We start from the raw sequence: 23,395 nt of genomic DNA, 5'->3' as shown, positions 1-23,395 counted from the left end.
AAAGAAATAGAATTTTAAAAAGCAATATAGACAAATGTCTTATTTATGTGATATAAGCTTTTGTCCTTTTGGATATGCCTTTAAAAGGACGTGGGTTTTTCCTATCATTTATGACACTGAAAAAAAGCAGGATAAATAGTGCAAGTACTCGTTCGTGATAATAATGTTGACCAAGCGCTCCGCGCATTGAAAAAAAAGATGCAGCGTGAAGGTATCTTCCGTGAAATGAAAATGCGTAGTTATTATGAAAAGCCATCTGAAAAGCGTGCTCGCGAAAAAGCTGAGGCTATTCGTCGTACACGTAAGCTTGCTCGTAAGCGTGCGCAAAGAGAAGGTTTTATTAGTAACGGGCGAACTGTTGCAGTAAAATGATATACTTTTAACGCGTTATAGAATTGCGTAAGTAGTATACAATAAGCTACTGAAAAAGTTTTATCTTCATGGATAATTGTAACAGGTTGTTTAGCTGTGGTGTTTTTTGGCAATTTTGTCTAGTGCTTGAGTTATATAAACTGATGTGTTAATTATCTGAAAGTGATAAGCTTTTTATCATAGGGGTGAAGTTTATTTTACTTTTGTAATTTTCAGAAAATAGATAACAAACGATACTTTGATATTTAAGAAACTTGTTTCTATGTATAATGTGGATGAGTGTCAGATATTTACTTATCACTTTTCGCTATAATTTTCTTCCCTTTTGTTATCTTTCAACTAGCTGTTTCTCCTATGCAAATCCCGTGATGATTTTCTTTTTTTGGTCTTTGAATATCCTGTATTCTTCGAAGGTTTTAGATCAAGTTCAAAACACAAGTGGCTGTCGCAATATGCGATTTTGCGTGGATAAAGGTATGACAATACATAATCTTCTTTTTTTCATTTATGTAATGAAACGATATAATTCCACATCTCTTTACATATCTCTAAAGAATGAAGAATTTCAGCTTCTGCACTACAGATTCTCTTTTCTTAATAAATTTCTTCTACTCATCACTTATATCATTGATCTCATTTCAAATCCCCACCTATTGCATTCAACTTTTTATACTGAGTTCAATCTGATCTTCACGAATATGACGAAAAAAGCGTTTACGCATACCTGTAAGGGTAAAGTGATGCAAAGCCAAATGCGTCATTGTTGTTTTTTGACAAAGCGTTTTGTGTGAAAGCCAGCACATCTTTCCAATCCATTGCGGATCTAATAATGGTTTTATAATGTTTGTCGACCTTAAGAGATTTTTTGTTTTTTCTATTGCCTGTAAGTCAACATTCAACCTCAGAGAAACCACATGTTTAAGACAAATATTAAGACGATTTAGTGCAGCACGAGCTGCTCCAGCTTTTGTACATCAAATAGAGGAAAGAGTATTGCATATCTTTAGTTTGTGTAATCTCTGAAACGAACAGACATACCTAAATTAGGGAAAATATGGAATTTTAAAGGTGAAAACCAGTTCCCATTCTTATCGTCCATCTTTTAATTCAGCTTTACGTCTTTCAAAAACATCTAGAGCTATATCCTTGAAATAGTTGCCAATTCACGAGCTTTTTTAAAGAAACATTTTTCAACATCCTCAAGCCCATTTCACGGCAGCACCCGTGAATGGTATAACGATCAATCCATTGGGCACCCCCATTTTTACGCTTATGAAGTAATAAGCTGGCACCATCATACACTTTTCCAGCCTTTGAGTGTTGCGGACCAACCCTTGGTACGTAAAACGATTCATAAGAGGCCTTTTTTATTCCTTTCTTATACAGTTTCTTATCTACACGGACTCCCCCGCTTGTAATGTGCAAGCAAATGATTTTGATTGATTTAACATGAAAGAGATTTAAAACGAGAGAATCCTAAGCTATTCATGATGATAAATTGTCATTGTAAATCAAATTTTTTGTACCTCAACAAGCGAGGGTCATATGCAAATAAAATAAAATGCTTTTTATGAATGCTCTCAATAATAGGAACTGTATAACTTTAAGAGCTGTGAAATAGAATTATAGTATCGCTCTCCCTACCATATGGATAAGCATTATCTTTGCATAAGATTATCGCATAGCAAATTTTATGCAATAGATTATCATGGATAAACTATTCTGTTTAAATTAGCTCTTCATATATAAATCTATCCTATAATGTTGCTCAATTTTTACGCTTAAGTACTTCATTCATCGTATTATTTGGTCCATTTAAAGCTGTCTTCTCAAGCCATATCATAATTTTTTACCAAACAGTTTTCGTATGCATAACTGTGTTTTTATTTAAAGAAATATTCTTAGAAAAAAGAGAGAATATTTTAGCTCTGATTCCCTATACAAAAACTGCCTTGGCCACAATATACTTTGCTATTTTAATAACTTTCTCACACATATAGCTTACTAAAAATCCAATATTTATTTATAACTCCCCCTACATAAATACTAAGAAATTTAAACTTTTGTTTTCCTTATTTTGCTCTTTTCATAACAATTTTTTCATTGTTTAGATCTCTTTAACGAGCGATATGGCATAATTTTATTAGTCTCCAATCTTATCTTCCAGATTTTAAATGACCAATATATGATGAAATAAAGGAGTTCAGTGTGCAAAATTCTCGTTGGTTTCGCGTTTTAATGCTCGCATCATGTATTTTAATCGTAAAAGTCATTGTATTGGGTTCACCGCGTTTGTTGCATGCACAAACATTGAATCAAAATTTAGGACCCAGTGGTTTACCACTTCCGCGATTTGCTTCGATTAAACCTAACCGTGTTAATGTGCGCGTTGGACCAGGAAGCAACTATTCTATCATTTTCACCTATCAAAAAAAGGGATTACCTATTGAAATCATCCAAGAATATGATCAATGGCGTAAAATTCGTGATGCGGAAGGTGATGAAGGGTGGGTGTATCAATCACTTTTATCAGGAAAGCGAACAGCTATAACGATTCCATGGCAAAAAGATAAAACAAAAAGGCTCATGCTACGAAAAAAACCCATTGACAATGCAGAACTTGTAGCAGAAGTAGAGCCTAATGTCATTGGCAATATTCACCAATGCGATGGACAATGGTGCGAAATCACTCTTAATAATATTCATGGATGGCTTCATCAATCTCAACTGTGGGGAATCTATCCTGATGAAAAAATAAAAGGCTGGTGAATGCTCAAACGCACCAAGTTCAATTTTTATTCCTCATTGAATATTCTTGCTCCCTATCACGAAACTGATTTTTCGGTTTTAATCGTATAATCAAATCAACATGTGAAATTTCCATACCTTCTGGTGGCTTAGGTAAATTCTCAATAATGGGAGACTCTTCCAAATTGCAAGGAATATCAAGAATACGATTTTTACCTTCTATATAAAAATGGTAGTGATCAGAGGTATTTGTATCAAACCAAGTCTTCGAACCTTCTACGGCAATAATCCGTAACAATCCCGCTTCCGTAAATTGATGCAGCGTATTGTAAACCGTTGCTAAGGATACAGGAACACCGGCCCTCACCGCTTCCTCATAAAGCTCTTCAGCAGTAATATGACGATTTCCCTGAGAAAAAATCATATGCGCAAGTTCCAATCGCTGACGTGTTGGACGCAAACCATTTTCACGCAAACGTTTTTCTAACATAGAAGTGGAATCATATTGCACACCTTCTCCAGACTCTTTTGTGAACTGTTGCTCTTCCTTCATATCCAAATTGTCTGGACTCCCTGACATGTTACAAACCAAAATGCCTTCTCGCTCCAATAGGATAAAAATACAAAAAAATGGGAATAATATGGTGCAATCTTGTATTCCATTCTTAAATAATTACCTATGTAGAATACATAAAAAAGAGCTTTTGTCACTAAAAATGATATAAAATCATTTCCCTCTCTTTACAATTTGCTCTAAAAGTAAGTTGAAGAAAAGCGCAGAAATAAAGATATATACAAATAAATGGAGTAACCATGGCTGAACAAAAGTCTCGCTACACTTATGAAGAGCTTCTAAGCTGCGCTCGCGGCGAAATGTTTGGTAAGGGTAATGCGCAATTGCCGGCACCACCAATGTTGATGATTCATCGAATCACTCAAATCAGTGAAACTTGTGGTAAATACGACAAAGGAATGGTTCGCGCCGAATTTGACATTACACCAGACCTATGGTTCTTTAATTGTCACTTTATAGGTGATCCCGTTATGCCAGGATGTCTTGGGTTGGATGGTATGTGGCAATTAACAGGTTTTTTTCTTGGTTGGCTGGGGGAACCAGGGAAAGGTAGGGCTATATCAACAGGTGAAGTAAAGTTGTCAGGTATGGTAACACCAAAAACCAAACTTCTTGAATATGAAATAGATTTTAAGCGTATTCGACGTGGAAATTTAGTCTTAGGAATAGCTGATGGATGGCTAAAAGCAGATGGAGAAACTATTTATAAGGCGAATGATTTACGCGTTGCTTTATTCAAAGAAGATTGAATATTATTTTCATCAGAAAGAATCTTTTACTATTCTGTATGGAACAAGGAGGTATGGATGCGTCGAGTTGTTGTAACTGGAATGGGAATTGTCTCTGCAATTGGAAATAATCCAGAGACCGTTTTAACCAGTTTATATGAAGCAAAATCTGGGATTTCTTACGCACCTCAGTATGCCAAATTGGGCTTCCGTAGTAGAGTTTACGGTAAACCCGATATTAATATAGAGGAACTCGTAGATCGACGTGCTCTACGTTTTCATGGACGTGGAACAGCATGGAATCATATTGCCATGGATCAGGCGATTGCTGATGCTGGTCTAGAGCCTCATGAAGTATCAAACGAACACACCGGTATTATTATGGGTTCTGGAGGTGCTTCAACCCATTCAATCGTAGAAGCGGCCGATGTTACACGCCAAAAGAGTCCAAAACGTGTTGGGCCTTTTGTTGTGCCTAAAGCGATGAGTTCTACAGCATCTGCAACACTTGCAACTTTTTTTAAAATAAAAGGGATCAATTATTCAATCTCTTCAGCTTGTGCTACCTCTAATCATTGTATTGGGAATGCTTATGAAATAATACAATATGGCAAGCAAGATCGTATCTTTGCCGGTGGCTGCGAAGATTTGGATTGGACACTTTCTGTTTTATTTGATGCCATGGGCGCTATGTCTAGCAGATATAATGACGTCCCTCACAAAGCTTCACGTGCCTATGACATCAATCGTGATGGATTTGTTATTGCTGGAGGCGCTGGTGTTTTGGTTCTTGAAGAACTGGAATGCGCTAAAGCACGTGGTGCAAAAATCTATGGAGAAATCGTTGGATATGGTGCAACATCTGATGGACATGATATGGTTGCTCCATCAGGAGAGGGAGCAGAACGATGCATGCGCATGGCCCTTGCAACAGTCAATAATAAAATTGATTATATCAATCCCCATGCAACAGCAACGCCTGTTGGTGATCCTCCTGAAATAGGAGCTATCCGCCGTATTTTTGGAGCGGGTGATCAATGTCCCCCCATTTCTGCCACCAAATCTCTAACAGGACATTCCCTAGGAGCAGCAGGGGTCCACGAGGCGATCTATACATTATTAATGATAAATCATAATTTTATTTGTGAAAGTGCCCATATTGAAGAACTTGATCCAGCTTTTGCTGATATGCCAATTGTTCGTGAACGACGTGATCATCAACAACTGAATACCGTATTGTCAAATACTTTTGGCTTTGGCGGTACCAATGCAACGCTTGTTTTTCAACGCTATGATAAATGAAAGTTCTTAGTAATTGAAAAAAATACGGTCTTACGGAGAATAATATGAAAGGTTTGATGGAGGGCAAACGTGGCCTTATTATGGGAATTGCAAATGACCATTCAATTGCTTGGGGCATTGCCTGTCAACTCGCACAAGCAGGCGCTGAATTAGCATTAACTTATCAAGGAGATGCTTTTGGAAAACGAGTTCAGCCTCTAGCAGATAAGCTTGGCTGCAAATTAGTTCTAGAGTGTGATGTTGAAAAAATTGAAAATGTTGATGAGGTTTTTGAGAAACTTGAAAAAGAATGGAAAACGATTGATTTTATTGTCCATGCCATTGGTTTTTCAGATAAAAATCAGCTAAAAGGACGTTACGTTGATGTTACAACACGTGAAAACTTTCAACGTACAATGGTCATTTCAGCTTATTCCTTTACTGAAATTGCTCAGCGTGCAGGCAAGCTTATGCCTAATGGAGGAGCACTTTTAACCCTTACCTATGGTGCTTCACAGCAAGTTGTGCCTAATTATAATATCATGGGGGTTGCTAAAGCTGCTTTAGAAGCTATGGTTCGTTATTTAGCAGCGGACTTTGGCCCGCAAAATATCCGTGTCAACGCAATTTCAGCGGGTCCTGTTAGAACCTTAGCAGGTAATGGTATTGCAGCTGCACGTGCAATATTTTCACATCAACGTCGTAATGCCCCATTACGTCGTACCGTGAATATTCAGGAAATTGGACAATCTGCCCTTTATTTACTCTCTGATTTATCATCCGGCGTTACAGGTGAAATCCATTATGTTGATTCAGGCTATAACATCATGTCTATGCCAATACTTGAAGAACTGAAAAAAACTGAAGATTCCCCAGAGGGATAAAAAAACATCCGACTTCAACAAGTAAATTGATCATATATAGGGTACTTTAAATCGTATATTGAGTGCTGTCTCGCTAAACCCGACACATCATGGGAAAGGCTTTAAGACCAATCTGTTGCATATATAATGGGGCATATAACCCTCACCAAGGGGACCATAATCTGTCGCAGAATACAAAAATCATTCCGAGAGAGAAAACGTGCTTATTTCTAAAATTTTTAATCCCTCTGATGACAAGAAAAAACGAAATTTTATGGTAGAATTACGCTTTCTTTGCATATTTTCGAGCCAAGTATAATTGATATTTTTTTCAATTAATTTTTATACATATAACACAAAGGACTGTGTACAAATCCCTATACTATAAGGATAAGAAAACACAGAGACAATTATATCGCGTTGTTGTTTTGCATAAAAAGCTGCCATACCTCTACAATCCATTTATTTTGCTCGAAAGTTTTGTGTTTTATAGCGTTATTTTCCCAACAAGTCCTATACTTTTTCTACTGCTTATAAATCAACATCCAGTCCTAAAGCTGTAACATAAGGACAAAGGCAGGTTTATTACTTTCTCTACTGTTGCAGCTTTGTATAGGCCAGATAGGAGCAAATATGTTGCATCTCTCTGTTTGATTTATCTCTGAAACGAGGAGACAACATAATTATGGAAAGAATATAAAGGTATAAGCCATCTTTCAAGCCTTACCATCATCCTCTAATTCAACTGTACGACTTTCAAAAGTATCGACAGCAATATTTTTAAACCATGAAGATTATGCCTTTGTTTATCGCATATCTTTTTGGGTCATGATCCTCATGCAAAATAGAACACCCTAAACTCAATACACTTAGGTTGCCAATTCAAGTGTTTTTTTAAGAGACATCTTGCCCTCAAGCCCATTTCGCAATGGGAATAACCATTTGTGTAGCCATAAAAGCCATTGTGCCCTCGTTTTTATGCTTATGAAGAAAAAAGCCGACACCATCGTTATATTTTCTTCCCAATGTAGCAACAGTTTTTAGAACTTTAGACGGGTTATAAGAAGAATTTTCAGTCCTTTCTTAATCGTTTTTATCCACACGGCTTTTCCTACTTGTAACGTGCAAGAGAATAATTTTTGTTGATTCAACATGAGAGAGATTTGAAATGAGAGAATCTCTCGATATTTAGAATTCTAATTTAATAGAAACAACTCAATATTATTTTTATAATCACATTATTTTTCAACTTAGAAGATAATCACAAATACAATAATATTCTTTCAATTTCAGACCTTCATATTCAAATCAAAAAAATCGCTTTTTGCATATAAAAAAACAGAATTAATCTGTAGGAAAAGAAAAGGTGTAAATATCTTTCTGAACCGTCTCAAATGTTAAAGCTTAGCCTAAATTGGTGAGCTGGAAAAATATGTAATAATTTCGGCTTTCTTCTTCACAAAACTTTAAGAGAAAAAACATGATGCGTTTTTATGTATTTCTCAGAGATTTTAATTATACTGTTTATAGTAGCATTTTGGAATGAAATTATATGTATTGAGAGATACCTTTTAAAAAGTACGTGAAAGAGCAATAGTGTTGTGTTGTGCTTGAGAACATACCCCAAGAACAAGAAAAAACAAAAGCATGAGATAATCTACGGCGATTTAAAAAATATTGCTTTAGATGTTTTTGGAATTAGTAAAGCTGAATAAGAAAATGATGGTAAAGATGGGAACTGGATTGTTAAAACTTCATATTCTTACCAAATTAGGTTGCCCATCTTTTTTCAGAGCTTATATAAACAAAACCCTCTCCCCCCTATCTAGCATGAAAAAGCTATTACACGCGGCAAATAATATTGGAAATTGTGGTAATAGGAAATGATATTTTTAGCTTATACCTTACATAAATGAGATGTTTTTCCCCAATAAATCTTCTAATTATTCTGTTTGTAAATATTATTGTGAGATGCGTTTAAAAGAAAATCACAATATCGCTTTCATTGTATTACAAAACATATTTAAGTGGAAACGATAATTTATTTCAAAGCAATGTCTTAACAAAAACCAAAGCTTTTATATTTCAGCCATTTTTCATAAAAAAAATCAAACGACATAAATCTATAATTTTTCGAGTTATAACTATCTCATAAAATTATCAACAAAATCTATTTTATATTTCTTCATAGAATGCTTCTATTTTTTTAAGATTGGAAATATTTAAAAACACAAGGATCGTATTATATTTCGTCCTTAAGAGCGCGGCTTAGTAATGTGTTAGCCGCTTCAGTTACGTTTTTACCACAATAAAGAATTTGATAAATTTGCTCTACAATGGGCATTTCCACCCCTTGACGTTGCGCTAACATATGTACTTCTTTGGTATTTAAGTAGCCTTCCACAACCTGACCAATTTGTTTTTCCGCCTCTTTTATCTCTATTCCTTTACCAAGAAGTATTCCAAAACGACGATTACGCGACTGATTATCTGTACATGTCAAAACAAGGTCACCTAAACCTGTCATTCCCATGAATGTGGAAAGCTCAGCCCCCATAGCGCCCCCTAAACGACTGATTTCAGCTAATCCTCGTGTGATGAGAGCTATTCGTGCGTTTGCCCCAAATCCCATGCCATCTGATATTCCTGCACCTATAGCAATAACATTTTTGACGGCTCCCCCTAATTGAACACCAATCATATCTGAGCTTTTATAAACTCTAAAATTTTTGTCACAATGAAAAAGTTGTTGTAGCTCTTTACCAAACTCAACATCAGAAGCTGCTATCGTCATTGCAGTAGGCCAACCAAGAGCGAGTTCTTTAGCAAAAGTTGGTCCAGAAAAAACAGCTAAAGGGATTTTTTCACCTAAAATCTCACGAACGACTTCTTGTAAAAGACGTCCAGTACCATGCTCTAAACCTTTGGTTGCCCAAATAACGCGTGAATGTTGATCCAAATAAGGCTGAATATTACACAACACTTGATGAAATACATGGCTTGGAACAGCAATTAATATATCATCACTTGCTGTTATGGCAGTTTCAAGGGAAACTTCAAGTAATAAATTTTCAGGAAATCGAATATCAGGTAAATATATTTGATTACAACGTTGTTCCTGTAATTTTTTGATATGTTGAGAATTATATCCCCAAAGTACAACATTATGACCATTACGAGCAAGAGCAATCGCTAATGCAGTACCAAAAGAACCAGCACCAATAACTGTCATCGCAATGGTTTTCATTAAACTTTCTGTTTATTCTCTAAATTTTCGATTTCAACTGCTTCTTATTATTACAAATAACTTCAATGTTATCTTTAATATAAATCCTATAAAACTAAAATGTTATTTCTTCGTAGCTTTATCGCACACAACATAAAAACTTGTTTTTTTACATTCTCTTTCTTTATATTGAATTTTATAAAAACCATTCTTTGTATATTCTACAATAGCTATTTGTTTTAAAGCTTGACGAAACACTCAATGGACCGTCTTGTTAAAAACAAAAGCACAGTCAAAATCATGATACGCATTTCACTGATATCTTACACTTAAGTCCCCTCTTTCATATCCTAAGAATTTCTACAGTAGCACCTTGTAAGAGCTGATACAGTCCGCATCAGCCCTACAAGCATTTCTCACAACTATTCTACAGGAGAATGCACACCTGGTGTTTGCTCCATAGGAGTTTCTGAACCAAGTACTTGATCAACAGGAGTTTGCATACTTGGAACTTGCTCCATAGGCATTTCTGAACCAGGTACTTGATCAACAGGAGACTGCATACTTGGAACTTGCTCCATAGGAATTTCTGAACTAGGAACTTGATCCACAGGAGTTTGCATATCCGGCGTTTGCTCCATAGGCATTTGTGAATCCAGAATCTTTTCTGGCTGTTTTCTCACAGATATATCTTTATTTGACAATGGCTCAGATACTGAAGCACCGTCTACACCCGATATTTTCGGTTCAATAACACGTCCTGAACCACCCATCATATTATAATTCAAATGGGAAATAGCCCACCAAGTTCCCCCAATAATAATAAAAACGCAAATAGCAGCAAACCATAAAGCAGTTAAATTCCACTTTGCATCTGGACCAGAGCTCAAGTGCAAAAAGAAAACAATTTGTACTATAATCTGGATAAGTGCCATCCCAATAAGATATGCAACCTTTGTACTAATGGCCCAACTTTCCATCATTCCATACATTACAGGAATAAAAGAACCCAAAGTGAAAAATACAGCCAGAATAAAACCAATCAAATAGGAACCAGTACTGGGACCATGTGCTTCATTTTGCATGCTCATCACAACGCTCCTAATAAATAAACCATGGTGAAAACACCAACCCACACAATATCAAGTAAATGCCAAAAAATAGAAAGACATGCTAAACGTGTTTTATTATCTTTATCTAAACCACTCCGACGAAGATGAAAAAACATCACCACCATCCAAAGAAGACCAACACTTACGTGAAGTCCGTGGGTGCCAACCAAAGCAAAAAATGCTGACCAATAAGCAGAAAGTATCTCCCGTCCAAAAAGCTGTAAACCTGTTACAGGGTCAATACCAGCATAAGCACGAGGATCGTAATAAAAGACCTCACCCAATAATTCATGGAATTCGTAAAGCTCCATAGCAATGAAGCAGCCTCCAAGTACAAAGGTAATGGCCATCCATAAACGCACACCACTGATGTTATTCTTATGTGCCTGTACCATTGCAAACCCATAAGTAATTGATGACAACAATAAGAAAGCCGTCTCAACCAAAACAAACTTTAAATCTATAAATTCATTGCCCGCTTTACCACCACCATAAGAAGCAGAAAAAACAGCAAAACTTGAAAAAAGTGTCGAAAATAGAATCAAGTCTGAAAGAATATAGACCCAAAAACCAAACGTCATGACCGAGCTACTATCATGATGAAGCTCATCCACTGTACTCGCGTTATTCATTGTTACAGCACTCATACTGTCACTCCTTGTTCTTTAAGAACAGCTGTAAAGGCATCTTCAGTTTTTTGTACTTCTTCAGCTGGAATATAATAACCATGATGATCACCTGTTAATGAATGACACAAAAGTGTTGCAATAAAACCAATCAGCCCGACCGCAACAAGCCACCAAATATGCCAAACAAGCGCAAAGCCAACAACTAGTGAGAAGAAGCCAGCAATAATTCCAGCCGATGTATTCGACGGCATATGAATTTTTGTAAATCCACTTGTCGGACGTTGATAACCACTTTTCTTCATATTCCAATAAGCATCATCAGACTCTATCTTCGGAAGAAGAGCAAAATTATAGGAAGGAGGTGGTGAAGAAGTAAACCACTCAAGGGTCCGTGCATCACCCCAAGAATCATTTATCGTTACCGGCAAATGTCCTTTATGTTTAATACCATACCAAATTGCCAAAACAACTTGCAGAACAAAACAAAGGATACCAAGCAAGATAATAAAAGCACCCAGTGCTGCTATTACAAACATTGGCTGCCAACTAGGTTCCATGTAATGTTGAAGACGACGTGTTGCCCCCATTAAACCGAGCGCATAAACGGGAAAGAAAGCAAGGTAAAAACCAACAAACCAACACCAGAAAGAAGCAATACCTAACATGCGGTTTGGTTTATAACCAAAAGCTTTTGGAAACCAAAAAGCAAGTCCTGCTAAATAAGCAAAAACCACACCTCCAATAATTGTATGATGGAAATGCGCTACCAAAAACAGCGAATTATGAAATTGCCAATCAGCAGGAACAATCGATAATAAAACACCGGTTAACCCACCACCAACAAACGTAAAGATCATCCCCATACACCAAAGCATTGGAGGCTCAAAACGTATACGACCTTTCTGCATAGTAAGCAACCAATTAAAGACTTTTACACCCGTTGGGACAGCAATAATCATTGTCGCAATACCAAAGAAAGTATTTACAGCTTCACCGCCACCCATTGTGAAGAAATGATGTCCCCAAACAAGAAGCGAAAGAATTAAAATAACCAACATGGCCCATACCATGGAGATATAACCAAAGAGGCGTTTCGACGTAAAAGTCGACACGATTTCAGAAACAATTCCAAAAGCAGGAACAACCAAAACATAAACCTCAGGATGACCAAAGATCCAGACATAGTTAATCCATACCATCGGATTGCCACCACCAACATTGGTAAAAAAATTCATGCCTAAATAACGATCACATGCCAAGAGTGCAAAGGCTACAGTTAAAACAGGATAAATAACTAAAATAAGAACATTGCTAACAAAAGCACTCCAACAAAAGATCGGCATTCTCATCATTGTCATGCCAGGAGCACGCATCTTAATCATCGTTGCAATGAAATTGATTGCTCCCATTGTTGTCGCGATACCAGAAAGCTGAAGTGACCATAAATAATAGTCCACCCCTGTATCTGGACTTGTTTGCAACTCTGTAAAAGGTGGATACATAAGCCAACCACCACGGCCAAAATTACCAACACCGAGTGATATATTAATCAAGATCGCCCCTGCTGCCGTAATCCAAAAACCTAGATTATTTGCAAAGGGAAAAGCAACATCACGCGCACCAATTTGAAGCGGTATAAGATAATTGAAAAGACCAAATAAAATGGGCGTGGCCATGAAAAAAATCATGATCGTGCCATGCGCAGAAAAAATTTGATCAAAATGATCAGGGGGCAAATAACCCGCTGCTTCACTCCCAAGAGCTAAAGCTTGATGCGTTCGCATCATAATCGCATCCGCAAAACCGCGAACAAGCATAATAATTCCAAGAATGATGTACATAATACCGATGCGTTTATGGTCAACAGTAGTAATCCAATTTCGCCATAAAATCCCCCACCACCCAAGCACTGTTAAAGCAACAACAGCAATTAAACCAACCAAAACAATCGCAATACACGTATATAAAACGATCGGTTCATGTGCAAGCGCATGAAAAGCACCTGCCGTAGGATCTGTAAGTCTTCCAAACATTTCTTAACCCATTTCAAATGAAATTCAAGTTTTAAAGAAACCTTATGTTAAAAGGGCTCTTTCTTTATTGATTATTTAAATAACCTCAGGATCAAATACCGAACACAGTGCACCCCATAGCGTCTGAGCAGCAGCACGTTTCATTAAATCTTCATTACATACTGTATTCTCATCAACACATCGATTAACAATGCGATAATAAAGCCGCTTCTCAACAGGTGCAAAATAACGAACTTCAGCATCTTTTTCTTTCGCAGCAATATCACCCATACGAGGCGCAATAGAAAGTTGACGATAAAACTTACGATCAAGCACTCGACCATTAGCCCGAGCTTTTATAATCCAATCATCAAAATTTTGCGAAGACACAGAATGCCACTTAAACCGCATCCCTGAAAAACCATCACCACTGTAATTTGCTGAGGACCCTTTGAATACTCCCTCTTCTTCAGCGATTAAATGCAACTTAGCGTTCATCTGCGGCATAGCGTAAAGAACCGTACCCAGTTTAGGAACCCAAAAAGCATTGACAGAATTTTCTGACGTCAATTGCAATAAAACTTGACGTCCTTTAGGTGCGTAAATTTCATTGATCGATGCAACACCATATTGAGGGTAAATAAAAACCCATTTCCAATCAAGAGCGACAGCATCAATCTGCAACGGCTCTCCTTCACCCACAACTTCTACTGGAAGAGGATTTTCAGGCTCAAGCTTATAGGTATAATAAGCTGTTAATGCACCTAAAACCATTACGATCAAAATTGGAATACCCCACATCACTGCTTCAATTTTATTTGAATGCGCCCAGTCAGGAGCATATTCCGCTTTCGTATTCGACGCACGATATTTTATCGCTAAAAATACCACACTCACCATAACTGGAATGACAACGCAAAGCATAACAAGCACACAAATAGCAATCAAAATGAGCTGTTGACGTGCAACATAACCTGATGGTTGTAAAACATCAACTTTACAACCAGACAAAAGTAGTGCTATTCCCCCTAAAATAACAAGCATTTCCAATTGTCTAACAAAGCTTTTCATCTTTATTTACCCCCGTCACACGCACTAAAAATTGTCATAAATATAATACCTCATATTGTACAGATTTGAAAATAATTATCAAGTGAATTCAATGCCTATACCACTCTTAATCCAATGATCCAACACTTGCTTTTTACTGATTATAATGTAATTGTTTCGCAATATATTCAAGTGCAAACCGATACCCATCACTTCCACATCCAGTTATGATAGCATCTACACCTGCAGATGTATAAGAATGGTGACGGAAAGCTTCACGTTGATAAATATTAGATAAATGAACTTCTACTTTTGGCCCTGAAAACATTTTTAGGGCATCAAGAAGAGCAACAGATGTATGACTGTAAGCCGCTGGGTTGATGATCAATCCAGAACTTAGCCCTATTGCTTCTTGTATCCATTCTACTAATTGACCTTCACAGTTACTTTGATAAAAATTTATGATAAATTTGGCTCTTTTTGCCCATTCTCTGCAATTTTTTTCAATATCTTCTAGAGTTTCAGTTCCATAAATTTCTGGCTCACGTTGACCCAGAAAATTTAAATTAGGACCATTTAAAATCGTTATCATCCCAGACATAGCAAGCCTTTTCTTCTCGATCATCACTTATTACAAAATATTTAGCATGTTTTTTACAGCAATAAAGAGCCATCCTTAATCTCAAAAAATTCTGCACGTCCTTTTAAGTCATCAAATAAAAGACGATCTGTGCCTGTCATAAATGTTTGCACAGCCAAATCATCCAGAATGTCAAATAAGGCAGCACGACGGTGCGAATCAAGATGAGCAGCCATTTCATCAAGGAGAAGAATAGGAGCCCTTTCCGACATCATACCTGTTAGGCGTGCATGACACAAAACCAAACCTGTTAACAGCGCTTTTTGTTCGCCCGTTGAACAAGATGTTGCTGCTCTATTTTTATCCGCATAAAAAACCTGCAAATCTGCGCGATGTGGTCCTTCTAATGTTCGCCCAGCAGCACGATCTATTGCTCGATTATGCTGCAACCGATCACAAAATTGCTCTTCAACTTCAGTCGCTGATAATCTACTGAGAGCCGTTTCCAAAAAACCATCAATTTGCAAAAAAGCCCGTGGAAAGGGTATCTGAGATGGCATTTGTGTAAACATGTCGTTTAAAAGCCGAATAACATCAATACGCGCTGCAGAAATAGCTACCGCTAGTTCTGTCATCTGTTTTTCTAAAGCGTCAAACCAAGCATAATCTTCATTTCCATCCAAAAACAAGCGATTACGTGCGCGCATAGCTCTATCATAATCAGCTATGCGGCGACTATGTAAAGGATCTATCGCCAAAACCATACGATCTAAAAAACGTCGGCGCTCAAGCGAAGGCCCCATAAAAAGACCATCCATAGAAGGCGTCAAGATACTTATATGACAGTAATCTGTTAAACAATCACTTGGCTCATTCACACCATTAATATGAACCTTTCGACTGTTATCGCTAATCTCTAAAGCTGTACCAATCTTTACTTCACCATAAAGAGCACATTCAAGGCGTGCAAAAACAACAAATCCTTCACCTCTACCATCTGAAAAACTAATATCAGAATAAGAGGCTCGCCTTAAACCACGCCCCGGAGAAAGAAAAGATAACGCCTCTAAAAGATTTGTCTTACCAGCACCATTGTGGCCAGTAAAAACCACATGCTGACCTGAAAAATCAATCTCCAAAGAAGCATAATTACGATAACGCAAAAGCCTCAGCTGTCTCACTGCCACTTTGTGCACATGACCAGCCATGCATTGCAAAACAACTGCCCCTAAACACGAATAGGCATCAGTACATAAAGCACATCCGCATCATTATTATCACGAATGAGAGCAGGTGCTACAGCATCCGACAGCATAAAAACCATCTCATCACTTGAAAGTTGCCCAGCAATGTCTAAAAGATAACGTGAATTAAACCCTATTTCAAGTGGATCATATGTATAAGTTACAGCTAACTGATCTTCTGCGCTGCCAGAATCAGGGCTGTTAACCACAAGTCTCAACTGTCCATGCTCAATCATTAACTTAACCGCGCGCCCCCGATCACTTGAAATTGTTGAAACGCGATCAACTGCAGAAGAAAAGTCCTGCCTATTCACAATTAATTCTTTATCATTCCCAAGGGGAATAACACGTTGATAGTCTGGAAATGTTCCATCAATTAACTTCGAAGTAAAAATCACAGAACCCACAGAAAAACGAATCTTTGTCTCTGAAAGCTCTATACATACATCGCTATCATTTTCTTCTGAAAGAAGTTTCTGTAACTCTCCTACAGCTTTACGGGGAATAATAACACCGGGCATTCCCTCAACGCCTGAAGGAGCTTCCATTTCAACTTGTGCCAAACGATGACCATCTGTTGCAACCAAACGCAATTTCAAGACATCATCGTTAATAATATGGAAGTAAATACCATTAAGATAATAACGGGTTTCTTCAGTAGAAATAGCAAATTGCGTACAATCAAGTAAACGCTTTAACCCTGACGCCGATAGAGAAAAGCGATAGCTAAACTGCCCAGGAAGCGATTCTGGAAAATCTGCCTTCGGAAGACATTGAAGCTGAAAATGCGCACGACCCGAAACAATCGACATCGCACTTGCTTGATTCTCATCGACAGATAATACAACCTCATTGCCATCAGGAAGTTTTCGAATAATATCATAGAGCAAATATGCCGGAACAGTCGTTGCGCCAGCTTGTTCAACATTAACTGTAAAAGATTCTGTAACCTCTAAATCAAGATCTGTTGCTTTTAACTGAACGCGGCCATTTTCGGCATCAATTAATACATTCGATAAAATAGGAACAGTATTACGGCGCTCTACCACACGGTGAACACGACCAAGAGACTTGAGAAATTGACTGCGATCAACTGTAATACGCATAAAAATCCTGTATAATTTACTAAAAAACGATAAAAATTCCTCAGAATTAAAATAATAGACCCTCTTAAAAGAATCACCTACCGGATTTTATTAAAGCTCTCTTAAAATGGCAAGTCACCCCTGAATAAGAAAAAATAAATCTTTCCATTAAATCTTTTAAAGTTTCTCCAAAGAAAGAAATGATAAACGCTATACAGCCTGTTCTCCAATCAACCGCTTAAGCAATTCAAGTTCCTTAGCCAAGGTCTGATCGCCACAAACCAAATCTTCAATTTTACGCACAGCGTGTAAAACTGTTGTATGATCACGTCCACCAAAACGACGTCCAATTTCTGGCAGTGAGCGTGGCGTTAATACTTTTGCTAAATACATTGCAACTTGCCGTGGCTTCACAACCGTCCGTGTTCGACGATTAGATAACAGATCCTGTTTAGAAACATTATAATGACGTGCTACCGTACGCTGAATTTCTTCAATCCGAATGCGTCTAGGTTCACCGGGACGTGTCAAATGACCTAATAACTCATCAATCCGCTCCAAAGATAAATCAGACTCAAAAGATTGACGAAATAAGAGCTGATTAAATGCTCCTTCAATATCACGCCCAGACCCTAAAACCGTTTTCGCAATATATTCTAAGATATCATCAGAAATTGATATCATGCCATCATCTTGTTGTGCAACCTTCAACCGCTGACGTAACATTTGCAAACGCATTTCATAATCTGGTGCTTCAATTTCAAGAGCGACCCCTCCTTGAAGACGAGAACGAACGCGCAAATCAAGCGATTCTAATTCTGCTGGTGGACGATCTGCAGCAACAACAACCTGTTTTGCACTATCAAGCAACATATTAAGCAAATGACAAAATTCATGTTGTATCGACTTACCCTGCAAAAACTGCATATCATCAATAATCAAAAGGTCGATATCGCGAAGCTGTTCTTTAAAAGAAAGAGCATCATTATCACGAATAGCGGTTGCAAAACGCCACATAAAATATTCAGCAGTTAAATAAATAACACGCGCAGACGTTAAACGCTTCAAGGCAGAAGCGGCAATTGCTTGAAGCAAATGTGTTTTTCCTAAACCAACAGAGGCATGAATAAAAAGAGGATTAAAACGCAAAGCACTTTTATGCCCCTCCGCAATTGAACGTGCAGCCGCTAAAGCAACACGGTTAGAAGCCCCCTCAACAAAAGTTTCAAAACTATAGCGAGAATCAAGCGGAGACCCAAAAACACCCGTCTGAGAACTCTTGATTGAATGCTCTGGACAATTCTCAACAAAAGATGAAGTCGCCTGCGCCTCCAACACAACAGAAGGTGCACTTGCTTTACAAACAACATCTCTTGAAACGCGTTCCATACCGCGAACAATAACTTCAACACGAAGAATCGATGAATTCTCCTGTTTCCATAAATTTGTTAAAAGAGAACCATAGTGATTATTAATCCATGAACGTAAAAAAGCTGTAGGAACAGAAAGCTTTACAAGCGTATGACTATACTCAGCAAGCTTCACACGACCAAACCAACTGGTATAAGCCTCAACACCAACTTGGGCCTTTAATTGTGCCATCACACGTATAAAAGCCGCTGCACTTTCTTCCTCTGAAACAATAGAATATCCTACAGAAGAACTTCTACAAACGGCCCCATCATTCTCTGTCATCCTATCCTTTATTATATTCTCTGTCGACAAGACATCTACCGAAACCCTTTTAAAGGAACTAGCTTTAGAGTTCAATTTATCCACCATCTTCCATCCTGATAAAAATAAAATTTGTCCTGCCAAACACCTAAATAAACCTAGTGGAAGCAAAACGCCCTATCCCCAATAAGATTACTTACCCTCCCCTAGGATAGCCTCATCACAACCCTACTAATAAAGATGACCAATAAGATTTACTTGTACTCATGTATTCATGATATGACCCAACCTTCTAAAATGGTAAACATACCAATTAAGAAAACTAAAAAAACGCTAGAAAACCTCTCCAACACAAAAGCTTTATAAAGTCTAAACCAAAGCATCTTGTATTCAATAAAATACAGAATAACACGCTGATGTAACCCCTTCATGCTTTTCAGTCTTCACAAGGAGCATACAAAACAGCAGAGGTAAAATGCAAGAGGTCAAAATAAAATCAAAAGATCCCCCCAAAAATGCTTATATCAATAAAGAATGAAAAAATTATTGATTCAATTCATTTTTTTTCTCTAAATTTACCAATAATTAAAGAATCTCTTCAGATTTTAAAAAAAAAATAAAATGCTTGACAAAAAAGACTCTGTAAAAATCCACAAAGCTTGTGGATAACCATGCTCTCCCTATAAATTTTTTCTCCTTTTTCAAGAGGAGAATCATTGCCGATTCCTATTTTAAACAGAAATTTTTTAAAGCAATAAATAAAAAGCCAGCATCCTTGATGGATGCTGGCTTTATTCTCAATAAATAAAAACTTAAGCGCTAAGAGCTTTCAAACGCTTCGCTAAACGCGATACTTTCCTCGCAGCAGCATTTTTGTGAAAAACCCCTTTAGAAACCGCACGCATAATCTCAGGCTCAAAATTCTTAAATGCAATTTCCGCAGCCGCCTTATCACCCCCAGCTAAAGCATCATCAAACTTACGTATAAAAGTACGAACACGTGAACGGCGGGCCCTATTAACCTGTGTGCGCGCTGCAACCTTGCGCACTGCTTTTCGAGCAGAAGGTGTATTCGCCATAAATATAATCTCTCTTTCAACAGTTTGGTAAAATAAGTCTACAGAATAACTCTACCAATATAAACAAACCTAACCCAAGCAAACCTATAAAGCTGCTTATAATTCGTGCGACTTATAGCGCAATGTCAAAGCCAACGTCAATTGAATTTTCAACGACAGACATAAAAAACGAAGTCAAATTCTTTGATGCGCAACTTTATAGCTTAATCGTTTAAAGACATTCCTCAAAAAACAAAGGCATTTAAACGGCTAGCTTACGCAAGACGTATTGCAAAATCCCACCATGATGCAAATAATCTAATTCATCTTCAGTATCAACACGGCATAATAATGGAACAGTCTTTACCGTACCATCAGAAAAAGTAATTGTTGCTACAGTCTTTTGACGAGGTTTCAAGTTATGAATCCCTTCAATTGTTACCTTTTCATCTCCCTTTAAGCCTAAAGATTTCCAACTTAGCCCCTCTTCAAAAACAAAAGGAACAATACCCATACCAACAAGATTAGAGCGATGAATTCTTTCAAAAGATTGCACAATCACCGCTTTTATACCAAGAAGATTGGTCCCCTTGGCTGCCCAATCGCGTGATGATCCATTGCCATATTCAATACCTGCAAAAACAACAAGCGGAACAGCTTCTTGTTTATACGCCATTGCTGCATCATAAATGGCTTGTTCTACCGCTGAGGGATAATGAATCGTATAACCTCCTTCTCGACCATTTTCTCCTAACATGAAATTACGAATGCGAATATTAGCAAAGGTCCCACGCATCATAACTTCATGATTCCCACGACGCGTTCCATACTGATTAAAATCAGCCACTTTAACACCATGATCCATTAAATATTTGCCCGCAGGAGAAGCAGCCTTAATAGAACCAGCAGGAGAAATATGGTCTGTCGTGATTTTATCACCAAACAAACCTAAAATCCGTGCATCCTTGATATCTGATAAGACATCCGGCGTTTTCTTCATATCATCGAAATAAGGGGGATTACGGACATAGGTAGATTGCTCATCCCAAGAATAGGTAGAACCTGTAGGGATTTGAACTTTTTGCCAATTTTCATCTCCCTTAAAGACATCGGCATATTTTTCGGCAAAAACCTTACGCGTAACATTTTTTTCGATAAACGCCTGTATTTCTTGAGAAGTTGGCCAAATATCTCTTAAGTAAACCGGTTGACCATCTGAATCTTCACCAAGAGGTTCCTTGGTTAAATCTTTGCACACCGTCCCAACAAGCGCATGTGCGACAACTAATGGAGGGGAAGCTAAATAATTGGCTTGTACATCAGGGGAAACACGCCCTTCAAAGTTACGATTTCCTGAAAGAACTGCAGCTGCAATGACACCATTGTCATTAATCGTTTTAGAAATAGCTGGATGCAGAGGACCAGAATTTCCAATACATGTCGTGCACCCAAACCCTACTAAGTTAAATCCTAATGCATCTAAATCTTTTTGTAGACCTGAACTTTTAAGGTAAGCTTCAACGACCTGTGAACCAGGTGCAAGAGAGGTTTTTACCCACGGTTTGCTCTTGAGCCCTTTTGCCACAGCATTTCGTGCCAAAAGACCTGCGGCAATAAGAACACTTGGATTTGATGTATTCGTACATGATGTAATCGCAGCGATCACCACATCACCGTGACCAAGCGTATATTCTTCACCCTCAACCGGATAACGCTCATCTTGTCCAGTCTTCTTATAATCTTCGACCAACGCCTTCTCAAAACCTTGCCCAACATTTTCCAATGCAATACGTCCTTCAGGACGTTTAGGACCAGCCATAGAAGGAACAACGGTTCCCATATCTAATTCAATTGTATCACTAAAAATGGGACTAGCCACCATTTCATCATGCCACATCCCTTGTGCTTTGGAATAAGCCTCGACCAAAGCAATCCGATTTTCATCACGCCCTGTCATATTGAGATAACGCACTGTCTCATTATCAATTGGGAAAAAACCACAGGTTGCCCCATATTCAGGAGCCATATTCCCAATCGTTGCCCGATCAGCAAGCGTCATATGTTCCAAACCAGGACCAAAAAACTCAACAAATTTACCAACAACACCTTTCTGGCGGAGCATTTGAGTTACCGTCAACACGAGATCAGTGGCTGTTACACCTTCTTTAAGTTTCCCTGTTAGATGAAAACCAATCACTTCAGGTAACAACATAGAAACAGGTTGGCCTAACATTGCCGCTTCAGCCTCAATACCACCAACTCCCCAACCTAAAACACCCAAACCATTGACCATCGTTGTATGCGAATCAGTTCCCACACAAGTGTCTGGATAAAGCGTCTCAGCCCCCTCTTCATTCTTCATCCATACGCATTGCGCTAAATATTCAAGATTTACCTGATGACAGATCCCTGTTCCTGGAGGAACAACCCGAAAATTTTGAAAGGCTTGCTGTCCCCATTTAAGGAAACGATAGCGCTCACCATTGCGCTCATATTCATGCTCAACATTTTCCTTAAAAGCCATGGGAGTGCCAAAATCATCAACAATGACTGAATGGTCAATGATGAGATCAACGGGGATGAGAGGATTAATTTTTTCAGCGTTACCGCCAAGTTTAACCATAGCATCACGCATTGCAGAAAGATCAACAACAGCAGGAACACCCGTAAAATCTTGCATAAGAACACGTGCAGGACGGTAGGCAATTTCTGCCTCCGCACTTCCTTTGTCGCTTAACCACTTAGCAACATTAAGGATATCTTCTTTTTTAACTGTGCGATCATCTTCAAATCGCAATAAATTTTCAAGAATAACTTTCATCGAAAATGGTAAACGAGAAATACCTTCAAGTCCATTTTTCTCCGCTTCGATCAAGCTATAATAAGTATATTCTTTGCCACCAACATTTAACGTTCTGCGACAATTAAAACTATCAATGTGAGTCATGACTGTGTCCACCCTCATACTAAAAACTACCCAATTTCCAGGAATGAACAACACAAACTACGAGTCAAGGTCGCAGCTTGAGCGCAGACGCAACCACCTCCGCTATCCATTTCCCCCTCCACCTTTGATAGGTAAATGCGGAAATCAGCGCCGAAAACCATTTTACACCAGATATTGATGTAACACATCTCTTATAGAACTATTTCTAGAAC

At 37.9% G+C, this 23,395-nt stretch carries 18 protein-coding genes; 5 read left to right on the top strand and 13 right to left on the bottom strand.

Annotated elements, in window-relative coordinates; all coding sequences use genetic code 11:
* The first annotated feature begins 138 nt into the window (after window positions 1–138).
* The gene (rpsU, locus tag AC6ER9_RS04630; RefSeq protein ID WP_497075201.1) at window positions 139–372 is read left to right on the top strand and encodes a 30S ribosomal protein S21; all 234 of its coding nucleotides are present in this window, start codon (window positions 139–141) and stop codon (window positions 370–372) included.
* Between the two features lie 659 nt (window positions 373–1,031).
* Here rpsU and AC6ER9_RS04625 read toward each other — a convergent pair.
* Window positions 1,032–1,271, bottom strand: a complete 240-nt coding sequence (locus tag AC6ER9_RS04625; protein WP_497075200.1) for a hypothetical protein — start codon at window positions 1,269–1,271, stop codon at window positions 1,032–1,034.
* Between the two features lie 1,309 nt (window positions 1,272–2,580).
* On the opposite strand from AC6ER9_RS04625, the gene AC6ER9_RS04620 reads away from it, so the two are divergent.
* On the top strand, window positions 2,581–3,141 hold the full coding sequence (locus AC6ER9_RS04620; RefSeq protein WP_497075199.1) for an SH3 domain-containing protein: 561 nt from the start codon (window positions 2,581–2,583) through the stop codon (window positions 3,139–3,141).
* A 19-nt stretch (window positions 3,142–3,160) separates the two neighbouring features.
* On the opposite strand, the gene irrA is transcribed toward AC6ER9_RS04620, so the two are convergent.
* A complete protein-coding gene (gene irrA / locus AC6ER9_RS04615) occupies window positions 3,161–3,700 on the bottom strand; it encodes an iron response transcriptional regulator IrrA (protein ID WP_497075198.1) in 540 nt (179 codons plus the stop codon).
* 233 nt (window positions 3,701–3,933) lie between these two features.
* Here irrA and fabA point away from each other — a divergent pair, with 233 nt between their 5' ends.
* From fabA to fabI, 3 genes are read left to right on the top strand one after another with little or no spacing between them, the layout of a single operon-like run.
* Window positions 3,934–4,443 carry a 3-hydroxyacyl-[acyl-carrier-protein] dehydratase FabA gene (fabA, locus tag AC6ER9_RS04610; protein WP_497075197.1) on the top strand — a complete coding sequence of 170 codons (510 nt, stop codon included), beginning with the start codon at window positions 3,934–3,936 and terminating at the stop codon, window positions 4,441–4,443.
* 57 nt (window positions 4,444–4,500) lie between these two features.
* Window positions 4,501–5,724, top strand: coding sequence for a beta-ketoacyl-ACP synthase I (gene fabB, locus AC6ER9_RS04605; protein WP_497075196.1), 1,224 nt, complete (start codon window positions 4,501–4,503; stop codon window positions 5,722–5,724).
* A 44-nt stretch (window positions 5,725–5,768) separates the two neighbouring features.
* On the top strand, window positions 5,769–6,587 hold the full coding sequence (gene fabI / locus AC6ER9_RS04600) for an enoyl-ACP reductase FabI (RefSeq protein ID WP_497075195.1): 819 nt from the start codon (window positions 5,769–5,771) through the stop codon (window positions 6,585–6,587).
* Between the two features lie 2,221 nt (window positions 6,588–8,808).
* Here fabI and gpsA read toward each other — a convergent pair.
* The 11 genes from gpsA to acnA all read right to left on the bottom strand — a co-directional run bounded on the left by gpsA (window position 8,809) and on the right by acnA (window position 23,183).
* Window positions 8,809–9,813, bottom strand: coding sequence for an NAD(P)H-dependent glycerol-3-phosphate dehydrogenase (gene gpsA, locus AC6ER9_RS04595; protein WP_497075194.1), 1,005 nt, complete (start codon window positions 9,811–9,813; stop codon window positions 8,809–8,811).
* A 401-nt stretch (window positions 9,814–10,214) separates the two neighbouring features.
* Complete coding sequence (gene cyoD / locus AC6ER9_RS04590; RefSeq protein ID WP_497075193.1) at window positions 10,215–10,883, bottom strand: cytochrome o ubiquinol oxidase subunit IV; 669 nt, start codon at window positions 10,881–10,883, stop codon at window positions 10,215–10,217.
* Complete coding sequence (locus AC6ER9_RS04585; protein ID WP_497075192.1) at window positions 10,883–11,551, bottom strand: cytochrome (ubi)quinol oxidase subunit III; 669 nt, start codon at window positions 11,549–11,551, stop codon at window positions 10,883–10,885. Before AC6ER9_RS04585 ends, cyoD begins: the two co-directional genes overlap by 1 nt.
* Window positions 11,548–13,566: a cytochrome o ubiquinol oxidase subunit I gene (cyoB, locus tag AC6ER9_RS04580; RefSeq protein WP_497075191.1), complete on the bottom strand. Its 2,019-nt coding sequence runs from the start codon at window positions 13,564–13,566 to the stop codon at window positions 11,548–11,550. The genes AC6ER9_RS04585 and cyoB overlap by 4 nt, the downstream gene beginning before the upstream one ends.
* Window positions 13,567–13,641: 75 nt before the next feature.
* Complete coding sequence (cyoA, locus tag AC6ER9_RS04575; RefSeq protein WP_497075190.1) at window positions 13,642–14,616, bottom strand: ubiquinol oxidase subunit II; 975 nt, start codon at window positions 14,614–14,616, stop codon at window positions 13,642–13,644.
* Between the two features lie 133 nt (window positions 14,617–14,749).
* Window positions 14,750–15,196 (bottom strand): type II 3-dehydroquinate dehydratase, encoded by a 447-nt coding sequence (gene aroQ / locus AC6ER9_RS04570; protein WP_497075277.1) that lies wholly within the window; start codon window positions 15,194–15,196, stop codon window positions 14,750–14,752.
* Between the two features lie 53 nt (window positions 15,197–15,249).
* Window positions 15,250–16,383 (bottom strand): DNA replication/repair protein RecF, encoded by a 1,134-nt coding sequence (gene recF, locus AC6ER9_RS04565; RefSeq protein WP_497075276.1) that lies wholly within the window; start codon window positions 16,381–16,383, stop codon window positions 15,250–15,252.
* A 20-nt stretch (window positions 16,384–16,403) separates the two neighbouring features.
* The gene (dnaN, locus tag AC6ER9_RS04560; protein WP_497075189.1) at window positions 16,404–17,525 is read right to left on the bottom strand and encodes a DNA polymerase III subunit beta; all 1,122 of its coding nucleotides are present in this window, start codon (window positions 17,523–17,525) and stop codon (window positions 16,404–16,406) included.
* 189 nt (window positions 17,526–17,714) lie between these two features.
* Window positions 17,715–19,286 carry a chromosomal replication initiator protein DnaA gene (gene dnaA / locus AC6ER9_RS04555; protein WP_497075188.1) on the bottom strand — a complete coding sequence of 524 codons (1,572 nt, stop codon included), beginning with the start codon at window positions 19,284–19,286 and terminating at the stop codon, window positions 17,715–17,717.
* A gap of 704 nt (window positions 19,287–19,990) precedes the next feature.
* Window positions 19,991–20,257 (bottom strand): 30S ribosomal protein S20, encoded by a 267-nt coding sequence (gene rpsT, locus AC6ER9_RS04550; RefSeq protein WP_497075187.1) that lies wholly within the window; start codon window positions 20,255–20,257, stop codon window positions 19,991–19,993.
* Between the two features lie 241 nt (window positions 20,258–20,498).
* A complete protein-coding gene (gene acnA / locus AC6ER9_RS04545) occupies window positions 20,499–23,183 on the bottom strand; it encodes an aconitate hydratase AcnA (protein ID WP_497075186.1) in 2,685 nt (894 codons plus the stop codon).
* Window positions 23,184–23,395 lie beyond the last annotated feature (212 nt).

Source organism: Bartonella sp. SL317, from assembly GCF_059687655.1.
Note: the sequence above shows the minus strand (reverse complement) of the source record. Positions and strands in the feature narration are given on the sequence as shown.

Bases quoted from the DNA above. Each gene is read 5' to 3' on its own strand.
- irrA (WP_497075198.1), bottom strand. From the start codon at position 3,700: ATGTCAGGGAGTCCAGACAATTTGGATATGAAGGAAGAGCAACAGTTC.
- fabA (WP_497075197.1), top strand. From the start codon at position 3,934: ATGGCTGAACAAAAGTCTCGCTACACTTATGAAGAGCTTCTAAGCTGC.
- fabB (WP_497075196.1), top strand. From the start codon at position 4,501: ATGCGTCGAGTTGTTGTAACTGGAATGGGAATTGTCTCTGCAATTGGA.
- fabI (WP_497075195.1), top strand. From the start codon at position 5,769: ATGAAAGGTTTGATGGAGGGCAAACGTGGCCTTATTATGGGAATTGCA.
- gpsA (WP_497075194.1), bottom strand. From the start codon at position 9,813: ATGAAAACCATTGCGATGACAGTTATTGGTGCTGGTTCTTTTGGTACT.
- cyoD (WP_497075193.1), bottom strand. From the start codon at position 10,883: ATGAGCATGCAAAATGAAGCACATGGTCCCAGTACTGGTTCCTATTTG.
- AC6ER9_RS04585 (WP_497075192.1), bottom strand. From the start codon at position 11,551: ATGAGTGCTGTAACAATGAATAACGCGAGTACAGTGGATGAGCTTCAT.
- cyoB (WP_497075191.1), bottom strand. From the start codon at position 13,566: ATGTTTGGAAGACTTACAGATCCTACGGCAGGTGCTTTTCATGCGCTT.
- cyoA (WP_497075190.1), bottom strand. From the start codon at position 14,616: ATGAAAAGCTTTGTTAGACAATTGGAAATGCTTGTTATTTTAGGGGGA.
- aroQ (WP_497075277.1), bottom strand. From the start codon at position 15,196: ATGTCTGGGATGATAACGATTTTAAATGGTCCTAATTTAAATTTTCTG.
- recF (WP_497075276.1), bottom strand. From the start codon at position 16,383: ATGGCTGGTCATGTGCACAAAGTGGCAGTGAGACAGCTGAGGCTTTTG.
- dnaN (WP_497075189.1), bottom strand. From the start codon at position 17,525: ATGCGTATTACAGTTGATCGCAGTCAATTTCTCAAGTCTCTTGGTCGT.
- dnaA (WP_497075188.1), bottom strand. From the start codon at position 19,286: ATGGTGGATAAATTGAACTCTAAAGCTAGTTCCTTTAAAAGGGTTTCG.
- rpsT (WP_497075187.1), bottom strand. From the start codon at position 20,257: ATGGCGAATACACCTTCTGCTCGAAAAGCAGTGCGCAAGGTTGCAGCG.
- acnA (WP_497075186.1), bottom strand. From the start codon at position 23,183: ATGACTCACATTGATAGTTTTAATTGTCGCAGAACGTTAAATGTTGGT.